The sequence below is a fragment of the Cupriavidus sp. HMR-1 genome, assembly GCF_000319775.1.
GTDB lineage: Bacteria > Pseudomonadota > Gammaproteobacteria > Burkholderiales > Burkholderiaceae > Cupriavidus > Cupriavidus metallidurans.
The window spans coordinates 1-22,390 of sequence record NZ_ANKP01000131.1 but is presented as its reverse complement, the minus strand read 5'-3'; the positions used below and the strand labels follow the sequence as shown (position 1 = coordinate 22,390).

General features: G+C 65.7%; 16 protein-coding genes, 1 pseudogene and 2 riboswitches. Of the genes and pseudogenes, 8 read left to right on the top strand and 9 right to left on the bottom strand.

Translation table 11 applies throughout. From position 1 onward, the window contains the following. On the top strand, positions 1 to 325 hold a 325-nt coding region (locus D769_RS17185; protein ID WP_008647409.1), incomplete at its 5' end, for a c-type cytochrome. A gap of 136 nt (positions 326 to 461) precedes the next feature. Here the strand turns inward: D769_RS17185 and hemN are convergent. Further along, positions 462 to 1,964, bottom strand: a complete 1,503-nt coding sequence (hemN, locus tag D769_RS17180; RefSeq protein WP_008647407.1) for an oxygen-independent coproporphyrinogen III oxidase — start codon at positions 1,962 to 1,964, stop codon at positions 462 to 464. A 233-nt stretch (positions 1,965 to 2,197) separates the two neighbouring features. Between hemN and D769_RS17175 the strand changes: the two genes are divergently transcribed. Next, complete coding sequence (locus D769_RS17175) at positions 2,198 to 3,385, top strand: ABC transporter substrate-binding protein (protein WP_008647404.1); 1,188 nt, start codon at positions 2,198 to 2,200, stop codon at positions 3,383 to 3,385. Between the two features lie 23 nt (positions 3,386 to 3,408). On the opposite strand, the gene D769_RS17170 is transcribed toward D769_RS17175, so the two are convergent. The 3 genes from D769_RS17170 to D769_RS17160 form a co-directional block, all read right to left on the bottom strand. After that, the gene (locus tag D769_RS17170) at positions 3,409 to 4,728 is read right to left on the bottom strand and encodes an ATP-binding protein (protein ID WP_008647402.1); all 1,320 of its coding nucleotides are present in this window, start codon (positions 4,726 to 4,728) and stop codon (positions 3,409 to 3,411) included. Positions 4,729 to 4,732: 4 nt separating this feature from the next. Next, entirely contained in the window at positions 4,733 to 5,464 is a 732-nt protein-coding gene (locus D769_RS17165) for a response regulator (protein WP_040011096.1), read from the bottom strand. Positions 5,465 to 5,789: 325 nt separating this feature from the next. Then, the gene (locus tag D769_RS17160) at positions 5,790 to 7,877 is read right to left on the bottom strand and encodes a UvrD-helicase domain-containing protein (protein ID WP_008647399.1); all 2,088 of its coding nucleotides are present in this window, start codon (positions 7,875 to 7,877) and stop codon (positions 5,790 to 5,792) included. A 292-nt stretch (positions 7,878 to 8,169) separates the two neighbouring features. Between D769_RS17160 and D769_RS17155 the strand changes: the two genes are divergently transcribed. The 6 genes from D769_RS17155 to D769_RS17130 all read left to right on the top strand — a co-directional run bounded on the left by D769_RS17155 (position 8,170) and on the right by D769_RS17130 (position 15,899). Beyond that, the gene (locus tag D769_RS17155; protein WP_008647398.1) at positions 8,170 to 8,391 is read left to right on the top strand and encodes a glycine zipper 2TM domain-containing protein; all 222 of its coding nucleotides are present in this window, start codon (positions 8,170 to 8,172) and stop codon (positions 8,389 to 8,391) included. 154 nt (positions 8,392 to 8,545) lie between these two features. Then, positions 8,546 to 8,633, top strand: a riboswitch (glycine riboswitch). 21 nt (positions 8,634 to 8,654) lie between these two features. Further along, positions 8,655 to 8,774: riboswitch (glycine riboswitch) on the top strand. A 107-nt stretch (positions 8,775 to 8,881) separates the two neighbouring features. Next, positions 8,882 to 10,009 (top strand): glycine cleavage system aminomethyltransferase GcvT, encoded by a 1,128-nt coding sequence (gene gcvT, locus D769_RS17150; protein ID WP_008647397.1) that lies wholly within the window; start codon positions 8,882 to 8,884, stop codon positions 10,007 to 10,009. A 104-nt stretch (positions 10,010 to 10,113) separates the two neighbouring features. After that, a complete protein-coding gene (gcvH, locus tag D769_RS17145) occupies positions 10,114 to 10,494 on the top strand; it encodes a glycine cleavage system protein GcvH (RefSeq protein ID WP_008647396.1) in 381 nt (126 codons plus the stop codon). Between the two features lie 85 nt (positions 10,495 to 10,579). After that, positions 10,580 to 13,504, top strand: a complete 2,925-nt coding sequence (gene gcvP, locus D769_RS17140; protein ID WP_008647393.1) for an aminomethyl-transferring glycine dehydrogenase — start codon at positions 10,580 to 10,582, stop codon at positions 13,502 to 13,504. 179 nt (positions 13,505 to 13,683) lie between these two features. Further along, complete coding sequence (locus tag D769_RS17135) at positions 13,684 to 15,060, top strand: L-serine ammonia-lyase (RefSeq protein WP_008647391.1); 1,377 nt, start codon at positions 13,684 to 13,686, stop codon at positions 15,058 to 15,060. Positions 15,061 to 15,152: 92 nt separating this feature from the next. Next, positions 15,153 to 15,899 (top strand): MBL fold metallo-hydrolase, encoded by a 747-nt coding sequence (locus tag D769_RS17130; protein ID WP_008647390.1) that lies wholly within the window; start codon positions 15,153 to 15,155, stop codon positions 15,897 to 15,899. Between the two features lie 36 nt (positions 15,900 to 15,935). Here the strand turns inward: D769_RS17130 and D769_RS17125 are convergent, their stop codons facing one another. The 5 genes and pseudogenes from D769_RS17125 to D769_RS17105 all read right to left on the bottom strand — a co-directional run. Then, complete coding sequence (locus tag D769_RS17125) at positions 15,936 to 17,051, bottom strand: YbdK family carboxylate-amine ligase (protein ID WP_008647388.1); 1,116 nt, start codon at positions 17,049 to 17,051, stop codon at positions 15,936 to 15,938. Then, entirely contained in the window at positions 17,051 to 18,262 is a 1,212-nt protein-coding gene (locus D769_RS17120) for a cation:proton antiporter (RefSeq protein WP_080709875.1), read from the bottom strand. Before D769_RS17120 ends, D769_RS17125 begins: the two co-directional genes overlap by 1 nt. A gap of 149 nt (positions 18,263 to 18,411) precedes the next feature. Then, complete coding sequence (locus tag D769_RS17115; RefSeq protein ID WP_008647385.1) at positions 18,412 to 20,367, bottom strand: hypothetical protein; 1,956 nt, start codon at positions 20,365 to 20,367, stop codon at positions 18,412 to 18,414. 201 nt (positions 20,368 to 20,568) lie between these two features. Next, on the bottom strand, positions 20,569 to 21,720 hold the full coding sequence (locus tag D769_RS17110; protein ID WP_008647384.1) for a branched-chain amino acid ABC transporter substrate-binding protein: 1,152 nt from the start codon (positions 21,718 to 21,720) through the stop codon (positions 20,569 to 20,571). A 154-nt stretch (positions 21,721 to 21,874) separates the two neighbouring features. Further along, positions 21,875 to 22,390: pseudogene (locus D769_RS17105) on the bottom strand (trifunctional transcriptional regulator/proline dehydrogenase/L-glutamate gamma-semialdehyde dehydrogenase); the annotation flags it as partial.

Genomic DNA, 22,390 nt, shown 5'->3' with positions numbered 1-22,390 from the left:
CGCCGCCCCTGCTGCTGCAGCGCCTGCCGCCGCAGCGGCTCCAGCCCCTGCTGCTGTTGCTGCTGCCGCACCGGCCGCCGCTTCGGCTGAAACGGGCAAGAAGGTCTATGAACAAGTCTGCGCGGCTTGCCACGCCTCTGGTGTGGCCGGCGCGCCGAAGTTCGGCGACAAGGCCGCCTGGGCGCCGCGCCTGAAGGAAGGCATGGACGCAGTCCACAACTACGCGCTGAAGGGCAAGGGCGTGATGCCGCCGAAGGGTGGCTATGCCGGTCCGGACGCCGACGTGATCGCCGCTTCGAACTACATGGCAGAGGCCGGCAAGTAAGGCTCGAAGACCGTCACGGAGCGAGTGACAGTGACGCCGGGGGCAACCCCGGAAGTCACCCCGGCTCCACAAAAAAAGCCCGCGAATATCTCGCGGGCTTTTTTTATTGGCTCATTTGCCGAGCATCAAAATTTCTTTAAACAACGCGTGAGTAGCGCACCAGCGGGATGACCTTCGCGTCGTTGGCCGCCGGCGCTGCCGGCTTGGGACGCAGCGCGTCTTCACGCAGATAGTGGTCGAACACCATCGCGATGCGACGCACCAGCAGTCGACCCAGCGGCGTGATCTCGATCCGGTTCCGCGTGCGCCGAAGCAGATGGTCCACGGCCAGCTTGTCCAGGTCGGCCAGTTCAGCGGCGAATTTCTGCGCGAAATCGATGCTGTGCGCGGCTTCCACGGCAGGAATATCGAGCGTGCCGTTGCACATCAGCTCGCCGATGATGAACTTGCGCAGACGGTCGTCTTCCGAGGTCTCGAACCCGCGCACGATCGGCAGTTGGCCTTTGTCGAGCGCGGCGTAGTACTCGTCCGTGGTGCGCGCGTTCTGCGCGTAGTGACCCGCCACGGCGCCGATCGCCGAGACCCCGAAGCCAAGCTGGTCGTAGCCTGCGTGGGTGGCATAGCCCTGGAAATTGCGTTGCAGCCGGCCTTCACGCTGGGCAATGGCCAGATCGTCATCCGGCAACGCAAAATGGTCCATGCCGATATAGACATAGCCAGCGGCGGTCAGGCGCTCGATCGTCGATACGAGGATGTCGAGCTTTTCCGCGGCAGGTGGCAATGCGGCGGGATCGATGCGGCGTTGCGGTTTGAACACATGCGGGAGGTGCGCGTAGCTGTAGACCGACAGGCGGTCCGGGCGCATTTCCAGCACGCGGTCGATGGTTGCCGAGAAGCGTTGCGTGGTCTGGTGCGGCAGTCCGTAGATCAGGTCCATGCTGATCGAACGGAACCCAAGACGTCGCGCGGCCCGCACCACGCCGTAGGTTTCCTCGTACGACTGCACCCGGTGGATGGCCTGTTGCACTTCGGGGTCGAAGTCCTGCACGCCGAGGCTGATCCGGTTGAAGCCAAGTTCGCCGAGCAGGTCCATGCGATCGTCGCCCACACGGCGCGGGTCGATCTCGATCGCGTGCTCTCCCTCAGGCAGCAGTTCGAAATGCTTGTGCAACGCCGACATCACGTGGCGCATTTCAACGGGATCGAGGAAGGTCGGCGTGCCGCCACCCCAATGCGACTGCATGACCGCGCGGCGCTCGCCAAGCTGCTCGGCGGCCATGGCCATTTCGCGTGCCAGATAGTCGACGTAACGCGCGCTGCGGGTGTGATCCTTGGTGATGATCTTGTTGCAGCCGCAGTAGTAGCAGATGTTCTCGCAGAACGGGATGTGGACGTACAGCGACAGTGGAGCCGGCGCGTTCGCGCGGCAGGCATCCAGGGCGCGCCGGTAGGCGACGTCGCCGACTTCACCGTGAAAGCGGTCGGCGGTGGGATACGACGTGTAGCGCGGGCCATTGCCATCGATGCGGCCGGCAAGCTCGCGGAAGTCGGCGAGTGCGGTGCGATCGAAGGCGGTCGACGGGGATGCGAGGCCGGAAGGGATAGCGGTATCGAGGGTGTCGGACGTGGGGGCGGACATGATTTTGGTGCTTTCTAGGCGGAAGTACGTCCGATCCTATGCCTCGCCCGGGACTGCCATCTTGATAAGCATCAAGGCCACGTCATGCGTGCGCCCGCCAGCCCCGCCGAGGTGGGGAGCCAAGTCGCGTGCAAGTCACGGGAACGTCATGAACCGCCGATAGTCTCGGCCCGGTCTCGCTGCCCTGCGCTGCGAGACATCCTTTCCCCTCACACCGCTTCCGAACCACTGCCATGCGCCAAGCCCCACCGCAGTCGATATCGTCATGCGCGCCCGCGTCCGCAGGGCGTCGGCGCACGCTCGGCACGCTCGGCGCACTGGGTTCGCTCGGCGCGTTGTCATCACTGGCCGGGATCGCACCGCTCACCGCGTTCGCGCAGCCCGCGCCATCGGGCGCGCGCCGCCAGCTTGTCGTCGGCCAACTGGTCGATCGCACCGGCCCGCAGGCCGATCTTTCGCGCGACTACCTGGCCGGCGCGAAGGTGCTGTTCGATGCGTACAACGCGTCCAACGGCAGCCTGCATATCGTCCACGTCGCGCGCGATGCCGATACGAATCCGCGTGGCGCCACGGCCCAGGCAGTGGCACTCGCCGACAGCGAACATGCCGAGGTGCTGTTCGGGCCCGGCGATGCATTGCTGCCCGCGCTCGCAGCGTCCACCGAGCTGTCGCGCCGTGGCGTGCAGATCGTGGCACCGCTGTCGGGTCTCTCACTGAATGCCGAGAACGTCTGGTTCACCCGCGCCGACTATCAATCCGAACTGGACGCAGCGGTACGTCAGCTACGCGGCTTCGGACTGACCGCGGTAACGCTGGCGGTCTCTCCCGATTTCGCGGCGGGCACGCTCGCTGCAGGCACGCCCTGGCTGTCGCGGCTGGAGAAAGCCATGTCGGTACAGACGGTGCCGCTCACGGGCAACTTCGACGAGAGCGCGCGCCGCATTGCGGGGGGCCGTCCGGGTGCGGTGATCGTCGGCGGCGACACGCTCGCCTACGGTAGCCTGGGTCGCGCGCTGGCTGCGCAGAACTGGTACGGATTCCTGGTGGGGTTGTCGGCTGTCAGCCCGGTGTCGGCGCGTGAAATCCTCGGTACAGGCTATGCGGGCGGGATGGTGGTGACGCAGATCGCGCCGGGGCCGCAGGAGTCGACGCTGCGTGTGGTGAAAGAGCATGTCGCGCGCATGAAGCAGTATCTCGACGAGCCGCCCTCGCCCGCCACGCTGGCCGGCTACATTGGCGCCGCGTGGCTGGTGCGCGCGGCCAGCGGCATCAAGGCGCCCGGACCGGTAGAGCTGCGTCGCGCGCTGCAGACGCGCGTCGACGTTGGCGATTTCACGCTCGACTTCACGCGCGGACTACGTGGTTCGCAGTACGTGCAACTGGCACCGATCAACAAGAGCGGTGTGCCCCAACGCGCCTGAGCAATCGACGCGCCGACGCCCCGTCAGGCGCGCGGCAGCACGATGCGCACGCGCAGGCCGCCCTCGGTGCGGTTGGTCAGCGTCAGTTCCCCGCCGTGCCGCGCCACGATGTCGGCGGCGATCGCCAATCCCATTCCCACGCCACCTGTAGCACGGCTGCGCGACGACTCCACGCGATAGAACGGCTCCAGCACGCGCTGGAGTTCCGCGGGCGGAATACCCGGGCCGTTATCGGACACGTCGATGATCACGCGCTCGGCGCTGTCGGTCAGCACGATATGGGCGGCGCCGCCGTACCGGTGCGCGTTCTCCACCAGATTGACCACCGCGCGGCGCAGTTCGGCCGGGTACGCCAGCAGCGGCACGGCGGTGCCGGAAAGCCGCACGTCCTGACCCATTTCCTGGGCATCGTCGACGATGGCCTGCAGCAGTGCCAGCACGTCCACGCGCTGGCGCGGGCCGGCGGCATCGTCTCGCTCGCGCAGGTAGTACAGCGTGGCGTCAATCAGTCCGTTCATCTCGGCCAGATCCTGGCGCAGACGGTAACGCACGTTGTTGTCCTCGATGCGCTCGATGCGCAGGCTCATGCGCGTCAGCGGCGTGCGCAGGTCGTGCGACACCGCCGCCAGGAAGCGCGATTGCTGCGCCAGCTGGGTGCGGATGCGCTGCTGCATCAGGTTCAGTGCCCGGGTAGCGTCACGCGCTTCGGCTGGGCCCGTCTCCTCCTCCAGCGGTGGCGCGTGGACGTCCTGCGCCAGCCGGTTCGCACCACTGGCCAGTTGCTGCACGGGCCGCGCCAGCAGACGCGCGCCAACCCACGATGCAATCAGGATGGCCACGAGCTGGAACAACATGCCCAGGTGCGGCGGCCAGATACCTCGGATATGGAAACCGGACGGTGGCCCAGGCGGCCCAGGGGGTCCGGGTGGCATGAGCACGCCACCTTTCTGCATGCGGAATGCGTCGGGATGCAGCGGGGGCCCGTCGTTGTCGCCGTCGTCATCGTCGTCATTGGCGTTGGGCGGCGGTGGCGGTCCGTGCGGATGGCTGAGCGACGCCAACGCGCCTGGCAGTGGTGCCGGCAATGGGTGGCCGGCCGCCTCGGCTTCCGAGGCGGCGCGGCGCATCCGTTCCATGTAGCGCTCCGAACCCGGGCGCGGGAAGAACCCCTCGATCACGGTCACGCCCAGCACGTGAACGGCAAGCATGATCGCGGCCATCACGAAGAACAGCCGCACGAACATCGAATCGAAGCGCCTTCGGGGCGTCTCCAATGTGCTGGAACGCAATTCTGGCCGCACCATTGGTGGATCGTCCGCCGATGGCGGCATCTGCGCTGCCATGCCGTCAGTGCTCCACGGTGCCCGTGAAGACGTACCCTTCGCCGCGCACGGTGCGGATCAGTGCCGAGTCGCGCGGATCGTCACGCAGCTTCTGGCGCAGACGGGACACCAACAGGTCGATGCTGCGATCGAACACGTCCAGATCGCGCCCACGCGCGGTGTTGATCAGCATCTCGCGATCGAGCACGCGATTGGGATGCTCGATGAATGTCAGCAGCAGCCGGAATTCCGCGTTGGAAAGCGGCACCACCGTGTCCTCGGCATCCACCAGCTGGCGCAGCGTGGTGTTCAGTCGCCATGCCGCGAACCGGACTTCATGCCCGGGCGCGGCCGGTGCCGGACGTCGCACGTCGGCACGGCTGCGACGCAGCACGGTATGGATGCGCGCCACCAGCTCGCGCATCTCGAACGGCTTGGTCACGTAGTCGTCCGCGCCCACCTCGAGTCCCACCACGCGATCGGCCAGTTCCGCCCGCGCGGTCAGCATGATCACAGGCAGGTTGCTGGACTCCCGGATTTCGCGGCACAACGTCAGGCCGTTCTCGCCGGGCAGCGAGAGGTCCAGGATGACGAGGTCGTATTCCTGCTTCGACATCGCCGCACGCATGGCAGTGCCGCCTTCGGCACCATCGGCCTCCATGCCGAATGTGGCGAGGTATTCGGCCAGCATGGCCCGGATTTGTGGGTCGTCGTCGACGATCAGCAGGCGGATTGGCAGGGCGGGGGACAGGTCCATGGGCGAGCTTGCAGATGGGAACGGCCGCGGAACCGCGGCCGGATGGAGCACCCAATGTACCAGCTTGCCCATTACAAGCGATGCCGGTTTTGTATCAAACTTGATACGTGCTTAAAACGCCACAAGCGACGAGAGGCGGAAAAAAACGCCCCCGGTGCTGCCGCATCCGGGAGCGCTCAACAGGGAAGAAGCCGGGCTCGCATGCGCCCAGCACACACCGCAAACCGAAGGGTAGGCGCGATGTGTCGCGACAGACGCCGAGACGAAAGCGCGCACGCCAATCGTAGAGAGCCGGTCATCCCGAAGCTTGTCCGGCTTGTATCAATCACCCCGCCGCAGGCTTGCCGAGCAGCGCCTTGAGCCCGGCCAGACGATCCTTCGGGCTCATGGCCGGGGTCTCGTCCTTCGGGGCGGGGTCGTCCTCCAGCTTCATCTCGGCGATGAAACGCGACGGCTCGCACGCATACGTATCGCGGGCGCGCTTGCGCTTCTTGCACCAGCTGATCTGCAGACTGCGCTGCGCGCGCGTGATGCCCACATACATCAGGCGGCGCTCCTCCTCGATCTTCTCGTCGCCCATTTCCTCGTCCTCGCGCGAGTGAGGCAGGATGCCCTCTTCCACGCCGACCAGGAACACGTGCGGGTACTCGAGCCCCTTCGACGCGTGCAGCGTCGACAGTCGCACCGCATCGGGATCTTCCTCGCGGCCTTCCAGCATGCTCATCAGCGCCACGGTCTGCGTAAGTTCGAGCAGGTTCTTGCCTTCGTCGCCGAAACCATCGGCGGTGTCGAATCCGGTGGCCGCGCCCTCGCCTTCCGGCTCGGGACGCGTGCCCTTGCGTTTGAGCCAGTCGAGGAATTCGAGCGTGTTGGTCCAGCGTGATTGCGCCTGCCGTTCATCGAAGGTGTCGTAGAGGTAGGCCTCGTAGTGGATACCTTCCATGAGATCGTCGAGCACCACCGTGGCCGGGTCCGTCTTCGCACGATCGGCCAGCCGCACCATCGACTCGCTGAACGTGCGCAGCGGCTCAAGCTGGCGCGGCTGCAGCTTCGCCTCGATGCCACCCATCATGGCCGCCTCGAACAGCGATACCTTGGCCTGGCCCGCGAACGTGCCGAGCACTTCGAGCGTGGTGTTGCCTACGCCACGACGCGGCGTGGTGATCGCGCGGATGAATGCGGGATCGTCGTCGGGGTTGGCGATCAGGCGCAGGTAGGCGCAGATGTCCTTGATTTCGGCCTTGTCGAAGAAGCTCTGGCCGCCGGAGAGCACATACGGAATGCGCTCGCGGCGCAGGATCTGTTCGAACAGCCGGGCCTGGTGATTGCCGCGATAGAGGATTGCGTAGTCACGGAACTGCGCGCGCCGCTCGAACTTGTGCGCGGACAGCCGGAATACCACTGACTCTGCCTCGTGCTCCTCGTCGTTCATCGGGTGGATCGCGATCGGATCGCCCATGCCGTGTTCCGACCACAGCTTCTTGTCGAACAGCTTCGGGTTGTTGGCGATCACCGCGTTGGCGGCTTCCAGAATCCGCACGGTCGAACGGTAGTTCTGTTCGAGCTTGACCACCTTCAGACTCGGGAAATCGGACTGCAGCAGGCGCAGGTTGTCGAGCGTGGCGCCACGCCAGCCATAGATCGCCTGATCGTCATCACCCACTGCGGTGAATGCCGGCGCGCGCAGATGCGACCCACCGGCCAGCAGCTTGAGCAACTGGTACTGGCACGCGTTGGTGTCCTGGTACTCGTCGACGAGGAAGTAACGCAGGCGGTTCTGCCACTTCAGTTGCACGGCTTCGTCGCGCGCGAACAGTTCGGCGGGCAGGCGGATCAGGTCGTCGAAGTCCACCGCCTGGTAAGCGTGCAGCGTGGCCACGTAATTGCGATACACCATCGCGGCCTGGTGCTCGTCGGCATCGCTCGCCTGCGCAAGTGCCGTCTCCGGATCGATCATGCCGTTTTTCCACAGCGAGATCGTGCTCTGCACGCTGCGGATCAGCTTCTTGTCCGTGGTGCCAAGCTGCTCCTGCACCAGACCGAAGCAGTCATCGGAATCCATGATGGAGAACTGCGGCTTCAGGCCAAGGTGCTCGGCTTCCATGCGCAGGATCTGCACGCCGAGCGAATGGAACGTGCAGACCGTGAGCTGTTTGAGCGGAATCCGCTTGCCCTCGCGCGTGGTCTTGCCCTCCATCAGCTTGCCGATGCGCTCCTGCATCTCCTTGGCCGCCTTGTTGGTGAACGTGACGGCGGCGATGTGGCGCGGCTCGAACCCCTTGTCCTCGATCAGGTGCGCGATCTTCTGCGTGATCACGCGCGTCTTGCCCGATCCGGCACCCGCCAGGACGAGGCATGGCCCGTCGAGATAGCGAACGGCTTCGGATTGCGCGGAATTGAGCCCGTGGGACATGTGATCTTTGATGAGGATTGGCCAGGATCGGCCGAAAAGGCGCGGATGAAGCACACCGGAGCCGGTGCGCCAAAGCTGGCGATGTTAACACGTGCCTCGTGTCACGCGCCTCGTGTCTGGTCGCACCCTGCACGTGTGTCGGAGACCGTCCTACGGCAAGCGTTTCGAGCCCGTAACAATCGTAAGCCGCGGGCACCCGGGCACGGCATCGGCCTCTCACTTTTCACAGCGTGCCGGTATGGCTGGCGCGCGTGGCAGTACCGCATGTCGACAACAAAGCACTGGAGGCCATATGACTACGTTCCGCACGATTTCGAAGCTCACACTGATTGGTGTCACGCTTGCTGCCTTTGGCGGCTGCGCCGACATGACGCCGAAGCAGCGCAACACGGCGATCGGCGCGGGCGTCGGTGCCGTGGGTGGCGCCGTACTGACCGAAGGCAGCCCGCTGGGCACGCTCGGCGGCGCCGCCGTGGGTGGCGTGATCGGTAACGTCACGACCAAGGGTCACTAAGGGTTGTCCCAGGGCCGCTCATCAAGGGCCTGTTACCGGGCGCGATGACGGCCACTGACAGGTTGGCGAGGGCCGCCCGCAACGGGCGACCACGCACGGGACCGGGCCTGCCGCACGAGGTTTGACAAAGGCAGACCGGTCCCGTACATTCACGCGCATCCGGCCGGGAGAGCGCGCAGCGATTGCGCCGCCGAAGGGGTATCACCCGAAAACTCTCAGGCACCATGGACTGGCTGGATCGGCATGCAACATGCACACAATGCATGCCGCACTCTGGAGAGCGACATCCGCTATTGCAAGGCAATGGTGAGCATGTCCACCGAAGGGGCGCACGAAGCACCACGCTTCGTAATCTCTCAGGTATCGAGGACAGAGGGGTCATCCGCGGCAGCGGACTGGTAGCGCATTGGCGCGACCGGACGCTGCGGCGGATGACCCTTTTTTCGTTTTCGAACCACGGTTTTCGAACCGAGCGCCCCCAAGGACATCCATGACGCTCCAGGCCACGCCCCTCAACGCCATCCACCGCGCCCTCGGCGCCCGCATGGTCGACTTCGGCGGTTGGGACATGCCCGTCAACTACGGCTCCCAGATCGAGGAACACAACGCGGTACGCGCCGACGCCGGCATGTTCGACGTCTCCCACATGTGCGTGGTGGACCTGAGCGGCACCCACACGCGCGCCTTCCTGCGCGGCCTGCTGGCCAACAACATCGACAAGCTGCAAACGCCGGGCAAGGCGCTCTATTCGTGCATGCTCGACGAGAAAGGCGGCGTCATCGACGACCTGATCGTCTACTTCTTTGCCGAGGACCGGTTCCGCCTGGTGGTCAACGCCAGCACGGCCATCGGCGACATCGAATGGATCCAGTCCCGCAACACGGCCACCGGCAGCGGCGTGACGATCACCCCGCGCCGTGGCGACCTGGCCCCGGCCGGCGTGAGCAAGCTGGCCATTGTTGCAGTGCAGGGTCCGAACGCACGCCAGAAGGTGTACGACGCATTCCCGTCGACCCAGCCCGCCGACGCGCTCAAGCCTTTCAACGCGGTGGTGGTGCACGACGCCGAGATGGGTGAACTGATGGTGGCCCGTACCGGCTACACCGGTGAAGATGGCTTCGAACTCGTTGTGCCGGCAGAGAACGTCGCGGGCATCTGGGAAAAGCTGTCCGCCTCGGGCGTGCGTCCCGCCGGACTCGGCGCGCGCGACACGCTGCGGCTGGAAGCCGGCATGAACCTGTACGGCCAGGACATGGATATCCACACCTCGCCGCTCGATGCGGGACTGTCGTGGACCGTCGACCTGCAAAGCGAGCGCAACTTCATCGGCAAGTCGGCGCTGCTGGCCAGTGGCCAGCAAAAGACCTTCGCCGGCCTGATCCTGCGAGACAAGGGTGGCGTGCTGCGCGCGCACCAGAAAGTCATCACCCCGGCCGGCGACGGCGAAATCACCAGCGGCACGTTCAGCCCGTCGCTGGCGCAATCGATCGCCTTTGCCCGCCTTCCCCGCGACATTGCCCCCGGCACCGAGGTGCAGGTGGAGATTCGCGACCGCAAACTGACCGCGACTGTGGTTAAACTGCCGTTTGTGCGCAATGGCAAGGCACTCGTGAGCTGAGGCATCGCCCGGCTTCACACCAACGGTCGCCCTTACATCCCCCCGGCGGGCCAGCCAGGGGGGATGCCTGAAACAAGAAACACACTGCATTCCGGAGAACCTCAATGAATTTCCCCGCTGACCTGAAGTACACCGAGTCGCACGAATGGGTGCGCGTCGAGTCCGACGGCACGCTGACGATCGGCATCACCGATCACGCGCAGGACGCGCTCGGCGACATCGTCTTCCTGGAACTGCCCGAAGTGGGCAAGTCGGTCGGCGCCGGTGACGCGCTTGCCGTGGTGGAATCGGTAAAGGCCGCCTCCGACATCTACGCCCCGGTGGCTGGCGAAGTGATCGCCGTGAACGAAGCCGCCTCGGCCTCGCCGGAATCGGTCAACGCCAATGCGTTCGACGCCTGGCTGTTCAAGCTGAAGCCGGCCAACAGCGACGACGTGAACGGCCTGATGAGTGCCGACGCCTACAAGGCCAGCGTCGGCGCCTGAGCCCCGACACCCTGACTGATTCGATGCCGCAAACGCGGCGGCCAGGCTGACCACCTGCCGCCGCGCCCCCACGAGATTCCTTGCCATGAACGCCCCGCTCCCCATGAACGCTGCCGCCCAAGGTGCCCGGCCCACGCTGGCCGAACTGGAGGCGCGCGACGCCTTCGCCGCCCGTCATATCGGCCCCGATTCCGCCGAACAGCAACACATGCTCAAGGTGCTCGGTTTCGAGAGCCGCGCCGCGCTGATCGACGCCGTGGTGCCCGCCGCGATCCGCCGCCGTGACGGCATGTCGCTGGGCGAATTCACCGCACCGCTGACCGAGGAGGCCGCGCTCGGCCGCCTGCGCGCGCTGGCGGGCAAGAACCGCGTGCTCAAGAGCTTCGTTGGCCAGGGCTACTACAACACGCTCACGCCGGGCGTCATCCTGCGCAACATCTTCGAGAACCCGGCGTGGTACACCGCGTACACGCCGTACCAGCCCGAAATCTCGCAAGGCCGTCTGGAAGCGATGCTGAACTTCCAGCAGATGATCACCGATCTGACCGGCCTGGATATCGCCAACGCGTCGATGCTCGACGAAGGCACCGCTGCCGCCGAGGCGATGACGCTGCTGCAGCGCGTGAACAAGCACGCCTCGAACACGTTCTACGTGGCTGAAGACGTCCTGCCGCAAACGCTGGAAGTGGTTCGCACGCGCGCCCTGCCGCTCGGCATCGAGGTCAAGGTCGGCCCCGCCGCTGACGCCGCGCAGGCCCATGCCTTTGGCGTGCTCCTGCAATACCCGGGCGTGAATGGCGATGTGGCCGACTACCGCGCAATTGCCGAAGCCGTGCACGCCTCCGGTGGTCGCGTCGTGGCCGCTGCCGATCTGCTGGCGCTGACGCTGATCGCCGCGCCGGGCGAATGGGGCGCCGACGTGACCGTGGGCAACTCGCAGCGCTTTGGCGTGCCGCTCGGCTTCGGTGGCCCGCACGCGGGCTACATGGCCGTGAAAGATGAATTCAAGCGCTCGATGCCGGGCCGTCTGGTCGGTGTGACGATCGACGCGCAAGGCAACAAGGCCTATCGGCTGGCGCTGCAGACGCGCGAACAGCACATCCGCCGCGAGAAGGCCACGTCGAACATCTGCACGGCGCAGGTCTTGCTGGCCGTGATGGCGTCGATGTACGCGGTCTACCATGGTCCGCAGGGCCTCAAGCGCATCGCCCAGCGCGTGCATCGCCTGACTGCCACGCTGGCCGCCGGCCTGAAGACGCTGGGTCACACGCCGCTGAACGCTACGTTCTTCGACACGCTGACGCTGGAGACCGGCTTCAACACCGAGGCGTTCCACGCATCGGCGACGGCCCGTGGCATCAATCTGCGCCACGTGGACGCCACGCGCATCGGCATCTCGTTCGATGAAACCGCATCGCGCGACGACGTGATCGCGCTGTGGGAAATCTTCGCGCACGGCAAGGCCGTGCCCGACTTCGACACGATCGAGGCCTCGGTGCAGGACGGCTTCCCGGCGACGCTGGCGCGCCAGAGCGCGTACCTCACGCACCCGGTGTTCAACACGCACCACGCCGAGCACGAGATGCTGCGTTACCTGCGCGCGCTGGCGGACAAGGACCTCGCGCTCGACCGCACGATGATCCCGCTGGGCTCCTGCACCATGAAGCTCAACGCCACCAGCGAGATGATCCCGGTGACGTGGCCCGAGTTCAGCCACATCCACCCGTTCGCGCCGCTCGACCAGACCGTCGGCTATCGCGAAATGATCGACCAGCTTGAGGCGATGCTGTGCGCCGCCACCGGCTACGCCGCGGTGAGCCTGCAGCCGAACGCCGGCTCGCAGGGCGAGTACGCGGGCCTGCTGATCATCCACGCCTATCACGCCAGCCGTGGCGAAAGCCATCGCGATATCTGCCTGATCCCGTCGTCCGCGCACGGCACCAACCCGGCGTCGGCGCAGATGGCCGGCATGAAGGTGGTGGTGGTGGCCTGCGACGAGAACGGCAACGTCGATCTGGAAGATCTGGCCAGGAAGGCCGAACAGCACAGCAAGAACCTGGCCGCGATCATGATCACCTACCCGTCCACGCACGGCGTGTTCGAGCAGGGCGTGCAGCAGATCTGCGACATCGTGCACAAGCACGGCGGGCAGGTCTACGTTGACGGCGCGAACATGAACGCGATGGTCGGCGTGGCCGCGCCCGGCCAGTTCGGTGGCGACGTGTCCCACCTGAACCTGCACAAGACGTTCTGCATTCCGCACGGCGGTGGCGGCCCCGGCGTCGGCCCGGTGGCAGTGGGCGCGCATCTGGCGGACTTCCTGCCGAACCAGGACAGCGTCGGCTATCGTCGTGACGAGAACGGCATCGGTGGCGTCTCGGCCGCGCCGTTCGGCTCGGCCAGCATCCTGCCGATTTCGTGGATGTATATCGCGATGATGGGCTCGGCCGGCCTGACCGCCGCCACCGAGAACGCGATCCTGACGGCCAACTACGTGGCCCGGCGTCTGTCGCCGCACTTCCCGGTGCTCTACACGGGCCAGCACGGGCTGGTGGCGCACGAGTGCATCCTGGATCTGCGCCCGCTGCAGAAGGCCACCGGCATCAGCAACGAGGACGTGGCCAAGCGCCTGATGGACTACGGCTTCCACGCGCCGACCATGAGCTTCCCGGTGCCGGGCACGCTGATGATCGAGCCGACCGAGAGCGAGGCACTGCACGAGCTCGACCGCTTCATCGACGCGATGATCGCCATCCGTGGCGAGATCGCGCGTGTCGAGGACGGCAGCTTCGATCGCGAAGACAACCCGCTCAAGCACGCGCCGCACACGGCCGCTGTGGTCGTCAGCGACAAGTGGAACCACAAGTACACGCGCGAGGAAGCCGCCTACCCGGTGGCATCGCTGCGCACGCAGAAGTACTGGCCGCCGGTTGGCCGCGCGGACAACGTGTACGGCGACCGCAATCTGTTCTGCTCGTGCGTACCACTAAGCGAGTACGCTGAAGACTGAGACCCGCTTAAAAAACGATTCTGGCGTCGTTGCGCGGCCTTGCCGTACCACTTGTACTGTCCGCGGCCGCGCGCCTAGCCAGAACCGCTTCGCTTCGTTTTGTAAGCGGCTCTGCGGCACCGCCCTCGCGCAGGAGTGCCGGGTAGTCTTACTTTTACGGCACATCTCAGGAGTCAGCCGTGGCAGTCAGCGTCTTCGATCTGTTCAAGGTGGGCATTGGCCCGTCCAGTTCGCATACCGTCGGCCCGATGCGCGCCGCCCTGATGTTTGCCCACGGGCTGGAGCGTGACGGGCTGCTGCCGCAGGTGGCAAGTGTGCGCGTGGAGTTGTATGGCTCGCTGGGTGCGACGGGCAAGGGACACGGCACCGACAAGGGCGTGATCCTGGGCCTGATGGGGGAAGCGCCGGACACGGTCGACCCGAACACCATCGACGCCAAGCTCGCCGCGCTGCGCGCGAGCCGCCAGCTCTCGCTGCTCGGCACGCATACGGTGCCATTCATAGAACGCGAACACATCGCGTTCTATCGTCGCGAGGCGATGGCCGAGCATCCCAACGGGATGAAATTCCACGCCTACGATGCGGACGGTACCTCACTACGCGAGGCCCGTTATCTGTCTGTGGGTGGTGGCTTCATCGTCACGGCGGGCGCGCCCAACACGCAGTTGCAGGCGGCCGAGCGCCAGTTGCCGCATCCGTTCCGCAGCGGGCGCGCGATGCTCGACATGGCTCACGCCAGCGGCAAGTCGATTGCCCGGCTCATGCTGGAGAACGAACTCACGTGGCGCTCCGAGCAGGAGGTCATGGACGGCCTGCTCCACATCTGGGACGTGATGCAGCAATGCGTGGCACGCGGTTGCCGCACCGATGGCGAACTGCCCGGGCCATTCAAGGTGCGCCGACGCGCGCCCGAGCTGTATCGCAACCTGACCGAACGCGCCGAGCGCACCCTGTCCGATCCGCTTTCGGTCATGGACTGGGTCAATCTGTACGCAATCGCCGTCAACGAAGAGAACGCGGCGGGTGGCCGCGTGGTCACGGCGCCCACCAATGGCGCCGCGGGCATCATTCCGGCAGTGCTGCACTACTACGACCGCTTTATTCCGAGCGCGAACCCTCAGGGCGCGGTGGACTTCCTGCTGACGGCAGGCGCGATCGGTCTGCTCTACAAGCTCAACGCGTCGATCTCCGGCGCGGAGGTCGGATGTCAGGGTGAAGTCGGCGTGGCCTGTTCGATGGCGGCCGGCGCGCTGGCGGCCGTGCTCGGGGGCACGCCCGAGCAGGTGGAAAACGCCGCCGAGATCGGCATGGAGCACAACCTCGGCCTGACCTGCGATCCCGTGGGCGGACTGGTGCAGATTCCCTGCATCGAGCGCAATGCCATGGCGGCGGTCAAGGCGGTCAATGCGGCGCGCATGGCCCTGCGCGGCGACGGCACGCACTACGTCTCGCTCGACTCGGTCATCAAGACCATGCGCGAAACTGGCGCGGACATGAAGACCAAGTACAAGGAAACTGCGCGAGGCGGCCTGGCGGTCAATATCGTGGAATGCTGATCCCGGGTGCCTCCAGTTACCCACGCAGGTTGCAGGCACCGATGGCCGACGTATGATTGAGGCACCTTCGGTTTGCCAAAAACAACACGGCCATGCAGACCTTCCATCAGCTTTTCGACGAAACGTCGTCCACCTACACCTATCTGCTGATCGACGCGGACACCCATGAGGCGGTGCTGATCGATCCCGTGGACCGCCAGTACGAGCGCGACCTCGGCATACTTGCCGACACCGGCGCCAAGCTGGCCTGGGTGGTGGAAACACATGCCCATGCCGACCACATCACCTCGGCGGGGCATCTGGCACAGCAGACCGGCGCCCACACGGCGGCGCCGTCGGGCTGCGACATCAAGCCCGCGCAGAAGCAACTCATCGACGGCGACACGCTCCGCTTCGGCAATCAGGTGCTACGGGCCATCCACACGCCCGGGCATACCGCCGGCAGCATGAGCTATCTGTGGGAGGAGCCCACCACCGATGGCGTGGTGCGCCGCATCTTCACCGGCGATGCGCTGCTGATCGACGGCTGCGGCCGCACCGATTTCCAGTCCGGCGATGCGGGCACGCTGTTCGACAGCCTGACGCAGAAACTCTTCCGCCTGCCCGACGACACGCGTGTCTATCCGGCGCATGACTACAAGGGCCGCACCGAGTCCACGATCGGTCAGGAGCGCGCCACCAACAGCCGGGTGGCGGGTCGTACACGCGACGAGTTCATCGTGATGATGCGCGGCCTGAACCTGCCCCGGCCAAAGCTGATCGACGTGGCCGTGCCGGCCAATCAACAGCTCGGTCTGGTCACCGGCCGCGACGGAGAAAGTGTGCCGCACGGCGCGTGAGTTGCGCGCTGCGCGACGTCGGCGCAGCGCCTTGCCTCACCCCCCCCACTGTTCGCAGGTCTGTCGCACCATATCGCGCAGGCTGTGCGCATCGCGATTGGCGGCGCGCACCCAATGCGCGTCGTTGCTGCGGCTCGCCGCCAGCGCGCGGATATTCGATAGCGCCTCCAGCGAACCTAGCGCTTCCGCATGTGGCTCGAGCGCATCGCAGATCGACAGGATATGGTCGGCAATCGGCATCCGAGTCAGTTCATTCGGATGCACATACTCGCCCTCCAGCCCGAAGCGACACGCCTGGAAGCGGTTGAACGTGTAGACCAGATAGTCGTCTTCCTGAGGCATGAATGGCCGCGACAACAGCAGGTAACGCGCCAGCGCCTGGATATAGGCTGCGATGTCACACGCGCGCTGCACGGTCAGTGGCGTGTCCATGACGCGAACTTCGATCGTGCCGAATTCCGGCTTGGGACGAATGTCCCAATAGAAGTCCTTCATGCTCTCGATCACACCGGTGGCGCGCATCTTGTCGAAATACGCCTTGAAGGCATCCCAGGTCAGCACGAACGGCGCGCGCCCGCTCATCGGGAATGCCGCCACCGAATTCAGGCGGGCCGAAGCAAAACCGGTATCCACACCCTGCACATAGGGCGACGACGCGGCCAGCGCAATGAAGTGCGGGACGTAGCGCCCGATGGCGTGCAGCAGGAACAGCGACTCGTCGGCGCTCGGGCACCCGATATGCACGTGCTGCCCGAACACCGTGAACTGCTTGGCAAGATAGCCGTAGAGTTCGGAGATGTACTGGTAGCGGGGCGAGTCGGAAATCGTGCGATCGGACCATACCTGGAACGGGTGCGTGCCGCCGCCGCAGATGCCGAGGTTCAGCCCGCGTGACGCATTGACCATCAGGTCCCGCATCACGCTCAGCTCCTCGAGCGCCTGTGCGTAGTCGTGGCAGATCCCCGTGCTGATCTCGATCATCGACGGGCTGATCTCCGGCTTGATGTCGCCGGCATGTTGCGCGCCCCTGAGCGCCCGGAGCAGGTCCGGCGCGAACGGCGCGAGGTCATAGTCATGACGATTGACGAGCTGCAGTTCCAGTTCGACACCAAACGTCAGGGCTTCGGAATGCTTGAAGGGTTCGAGCGACATCAGCGCCCTCCGTTGTCACGCGCTTCGCCGACATAATGCAGCGCCCACGCCGCAATGACGGGTCCGAGCAACTGCTCGATCGCCAGCGCACACAGAATGATCGAAGCCAGCGGCGAGCCGGTTCCCGGATACAGCAAGGCGACGTCGTTCATCAAAAGATAGGCGAGTCCCGACATCGGAGCCAGCGCCAGGCCGAGCGCCGTGCACTGGCGCAGACTCAGGCCCGAGAAGGACCCCAGCGATATCACGCCAACGAGCTTGGCAACGTGACGCATCACGACCAGCGCAATGGCCAGCATGCCACCCACCGCCCAGTCATGTGCCGTCAGCGGCAAGCCGAGCGAGACGATCATCACGATGATCAGCAGGCTGCCCGCGCTGCCGAAGTGCGTGGGCCACACATGCGGCTGTCGGTCCTGATGCTTGAAGACCACGCCGGCCAGCATCAGCGAGAGCGGCATCGACAGCTTCAGCACGCGCGTCAGCGCCAGCGCGAACAGGACCAGACCAACCAGCACCAGGAAGCTGTAGTGATCGTCGGCGGACATGCGGGCGTAAATGGCATGGCCAACCTTGCCGACCACCCACGCCAGCAGGCACGAGCCAATCAGCAGATAAAGCGGATGCAGCAGCGCCGCGCCGATGTTGCCGTATTCGGAATGCAACCAGCCGGTGGCCACCTGCACGATAACAGCGGCGTAGATGCTGTTCAGGGCCGCCATGGCCATCAGCCGCTCGGTTACCTGGCCTTCGGCGCGCAATTCGTTCTTGAGCTGGAGCACGATGGTCGGCGACGTGCTGACCGCGATACCGCCCGCGAGAATCGCCACGGCCGGTGACGCGCCGAGCCACTGCAACACTGTGGACACCAATCCCCAGGTCAGCAGGCTTTCCGCCCCGCTCGTGAACAGCAGCCAGCGGTTCGCGCGCAGCCAGGAAAACGACAGTCGATGGCCAAGCTCGAACAGCGCCAGCGCGAGCGCCATGTCGATCAGGATGCGCGTCTGCGCGATCATGTTCTCGTCGACGATGCTGCGTCCGAGCGTGCCCGCGAACAACCCCGCGGCCGCATATCCAACGATGCGGGGGAAGCCGAGCCAGCGGCGGCATAGCTCGCCGGCCAGTCCCGCGCCAACCAGCGCGAGCCCGACCCAGAACAATCCGCTCGGGGCCAGTGGCAGGGATGGGAAAAGTTGGCTTAGTCCGTTCATGGTCGACATGGTAACGGAAGCACATGAATTTTCGTGTCGGGTGTTGTCCGACGCTTCTTTTAATACGCTTGCAACTTTCTGCTTCTTCCATTAAAAAACGCCATCTTCGCAGATGGCGTTTTCCCGGGGTTGGCAAAATCAGAATGGGCTCACACGCCCCAGACCTTCCATTTGGGGCGCGTCGACTTCAGGCCGGCTTCCACCTGCGCGAAAAGCCCCCGGGTGACACCCTTGTCGCCCTCGAGCGCGCGAGCCTTTTCGAACCAGGCAAGCGCCGTTTCGCGCTGCGCCATGCCTACAGCCGCCCGTACGGCCGTCAGCCAGGTTCGGGCATCCCAGTCGTCCCTCGCGGCGAACGCAAGCTGAAAATCGGTCAGCGCCTCGGGAAAGCGCGCCAGGTCGACTAGCAACACAGCCCGCTGCACGCGTGCCTGAGCCTGTGCCCGGCCATCGCCTTCGCCAAGGTGCACGGCTTGCTCCAGCAGCGGCAGCGCGCGGTCGTTGTCGCCAAGGTCACGCCAGATCTGGCCGAACCGGCCGCATAGCCACGCGTCTTCGACCAGCATCGAGCGGCGCTCCAGCGCTTCGAGTTCAGCGCGCGCGTCGGCACGATCATGTTCGTCCATCGCCGCCATGCCGGACTGGAGCAGCCCGGCATAGTGGGCGCGAGCGTGCGCCATGGCATGGGCGCCCTCGCTGCGCGCTTCCACCGGCAGCGCGTCAAGGCGCGCATCCATATGCGAGATGGCCGCGCTGGCGGACTCGGTAGCCTCGCGGCCGCCAATCGCCGCCCAGGCCGCCACCAGACGGCTGAACACCCAGCTCACATTGCCGGGATTGCGTTCCACCGGGTAGCGGTTCATGACCTCGCCGGCCAGGTCGACCACCTGCTGATGCTGGCCTGCCGCCGCGTGGGTGTCGAGCAGGTCGATCCAGTGGTCGATGAAATCGCTCGCCGCCATACCCTTGCGGTGCAACGCCAGCTTTTCCTCCAGATGCGCCTCGTCGGCAGGCAGCAAACGCGCCAGCAGACGGCACAGCAACGAGTAGAGATGAGGATCGGCATTGCCGCCGTGGCCGCGCGGGTCGCCTTCGCCTGTGGAAAAGTACGACTCAAAGCAGGCCAGGCCCTTGCGGCAGGCGGCCTCGAGCAGCGGCCTGAGCGTGGCCTGCGACGCCGGCACCTCGTCGATGAAGGCACCGAGTGCGCTGGCCGCATGGAAATACAGCGCGCCGTCGTCGGCGTCGGCCGTCAGCGCGAAGCCGGTCCATGCGGGTTGCGGCGCAGGCGCATTGGCCGGTGCGGCCGCGTTGATCTGGTTGCGCAAGGTCAACACGCGTACCTGTGTCAGCGGATCGGCCTCCTGACGCAGATAGGTATCCATGTCATCGAGCGCACCCGCCAGATCACTGCCCAGACGCAGTGGCGCGCGCAAACGGCGTGCCTCGGGGTGGTCGGCTTGCTCGGCCAGCACCCGTTCGGCCTGCACGGCAGCGAGCGCATCGCCCTCGGGCGGCGTCAGATCGAGCAGCTCGGGGGAGTCCAGCGCGATACGTCCCAGGCAAACGCGCAGCAGCGGCTCGCCCAGTTGCCCGGCGGCATCGCAACGCGCCACGTAGTCCTGCACCAGCGGAAGAATGTCGCCCGCGCCCAAGTCCGGCGCGCGATAGAGCAGATCGTGCCAATAACGGCCCGCCAGGGCGAAGTCATTGAGGCGAAGCGCGACGAAGCCGGCATAGAAATGCGCCGCCCACTCGCCTGTGGCCAGCCCGTTGCGACGCGCCGCTTCATGCATCCACGGCTGCGCCTCGGTATCACGCCCTTCGCGCATCAGCAGCGTGCCGTAGATATGCGCCAGCGCGCCACGTGACGCCCAGCGGTGCACTGGCGCCAGCGACAGCGAAGGCAGGCGTTCCATCGCCTCGTCCAGCGCGGCCAGCGCGCCAGACACATCGTCGCGATCGGCATGCAGTTGCGCGCGCAGCGCTGCATAGTCCACCACCTCAGGGTGCGCCTCCCAGAGCTGGTCGGCCACCTGCAGCGCCTCGTCGTGGCGCCCGGCATTGGCTAGCGCGATCGCGTGCTCGTAACGGACATCCTGCACGGTCGGTTCCTTCTCAAGAATTCAGCAAAAGCGGAATTATGCGCTAACCGGGGGAATCACCCGGGAAAGAACAGCGGGGGTTTCGGGCCGGTTCCCGCCGCTCAACAAAAAACGCCACCACGGGCCAGGCCCGGGTGGCGTCTGGTATTGCGCGGCGCGCTGGACGGAGGAAAGCCGTCCGGCGCGCCGATGCAGGCTGGCTTACTTGCCGCCCACGGTCTGCAGCACGGTCCACTTGCCGTCAGCCACCTTGTAGACGGTGATGCCGCCGTCCTTCAGGTCGCCGCGGGCATCGTAGGCCAGCGTCTTGGTGGTCACGCCCTGCATGTTGGTCGCAGCCAGCACCGGCAGGTAGCGCGCCGGATCGGCCGAGCCGGCCTTGATCATGGCCGTCATCATCGCGGTGGCGCCGTCATAGGCATACGGCGAGTAGGTCTGCACCTTCGAGCCGAAGCGCTTCTCGTACTTCTTCTCATAGGCCACGCCACCCGGCATCTGGTCCAGCGGCAGGCCGGCCAGCGACACCACGGTGCCATCGGCTGCCGGGCCGGCCAGCTTCAGGAAGTTGTCGGTCTTGGACATTTCGCCCGACACCAGCGGCGCCTTCATGCCCAGTTCCTTCACCTGCTTGGCCATCGGGGCCGACTGCGTCTCGGCGCCGCCGTAGAAGATGATGTCCGGATTGGCGCGCTTGATATTGGTCAGCACGGCCTTGAAGTCCACGGCCTTGTCGTTCGTGAACTCGCGGCGGACGATCTTGCCGCCAGCGGCCTTGGCCGCCTTCTCGAACTCGTCGGCCAGACCCTGGCCGTAGGCCGTGCGGTCATCGACGATGGCGATGTTCTTGGCGCCGAGCTTCTTCACCACGAAGGCGCCGATCACCGAACCCTGCTGGGTGTCGGACGTCATCATGCGGAACGTGGTCTTGAAGCCCTGGCGGGTGTACTCAGGCGCCGTGGCCATGGCGATCTGCGGAATGCCAGCGCGGTTGTAGACCATCGACGCCGGGATGCTGGTGCCCGAGTTGAAGTGGCCGAGCATGCCCTGGATGCCCGCGTCCACGAGCTTCTGCGCCACGACGGAACCGGTCTTCGGGTCGGCCTGGTCGTCCTCGGAGACCAGCACGAACTTGACGTCCTTGCCGCCAATCTTGGGCTTGGTGGCGTTCATGTCCTCGATGGCGAGGACGATACCGTTCTGCATGTCCTTGCCATACTGCGCCTGGCCACCGGTCATCGGGCCGGCAAAGCCCAGCTTGATTTCCTGCGCCTGGGCAAATGCGGCCGAGGCGGCGGTCAGGCCGGCTACGGCCATGGCAACGGTCATCGCCGTCTTGCGGAATGTCGAGCTCATCAGTTCTCCTTGGGTCCCATAGGGTGCCATATGGTGCCGGTGTCGGCATGTTCGCGGACCGGCGTTGGCAGCACCGGTCCGTTCCTGGGTTGCGACGGGGTCGGGATCGCCGGCCCCCGCCGCGCACTGCGACGCGCCACGGTCGAGGCCTGCCTCAGCCGATCGTCATCAAACTTGCATTGCCGCCCGCGGCCGCCGTATTGACGGACAGCGAACGTTCGATCAACAAACGCTCCAGAGCGATATTCGGTTCACCATGCGCAAGACCCTGCACGCCGACAATCGGACCAGTGCGGGTGGCCACCTGCTCGCAGACCGTGCGAAGCTGGTCGGAATCGCCGTGGTGCAGCACGGCATCGAACGCCGTATCCGTCGACGTCCAGTCGGAAACCATGTGGACGCGCGATTGTACTGCGGCGGGAAGCCTTTCAGACAGGGCCCTGGTCTGCGCTGTGTCAACGCACAACGCCTCGCTGCCGACGGCCAGCACGGCGGCCAGTTGCAGCACCAGATCGGACTCCTGCTGGGCGAGGCAAAGCACACGCTCGCGCGGTAGCAGCGAGTAGGTGTTGCGCTCGCCGGTAGGACCCGGCAGCGTCACACCGAGCCCCGACGGCGATGCCGCGGCCAGGCGGTCGCAGGCCTCGGCAACCTCGGGCAGCGACGCCTG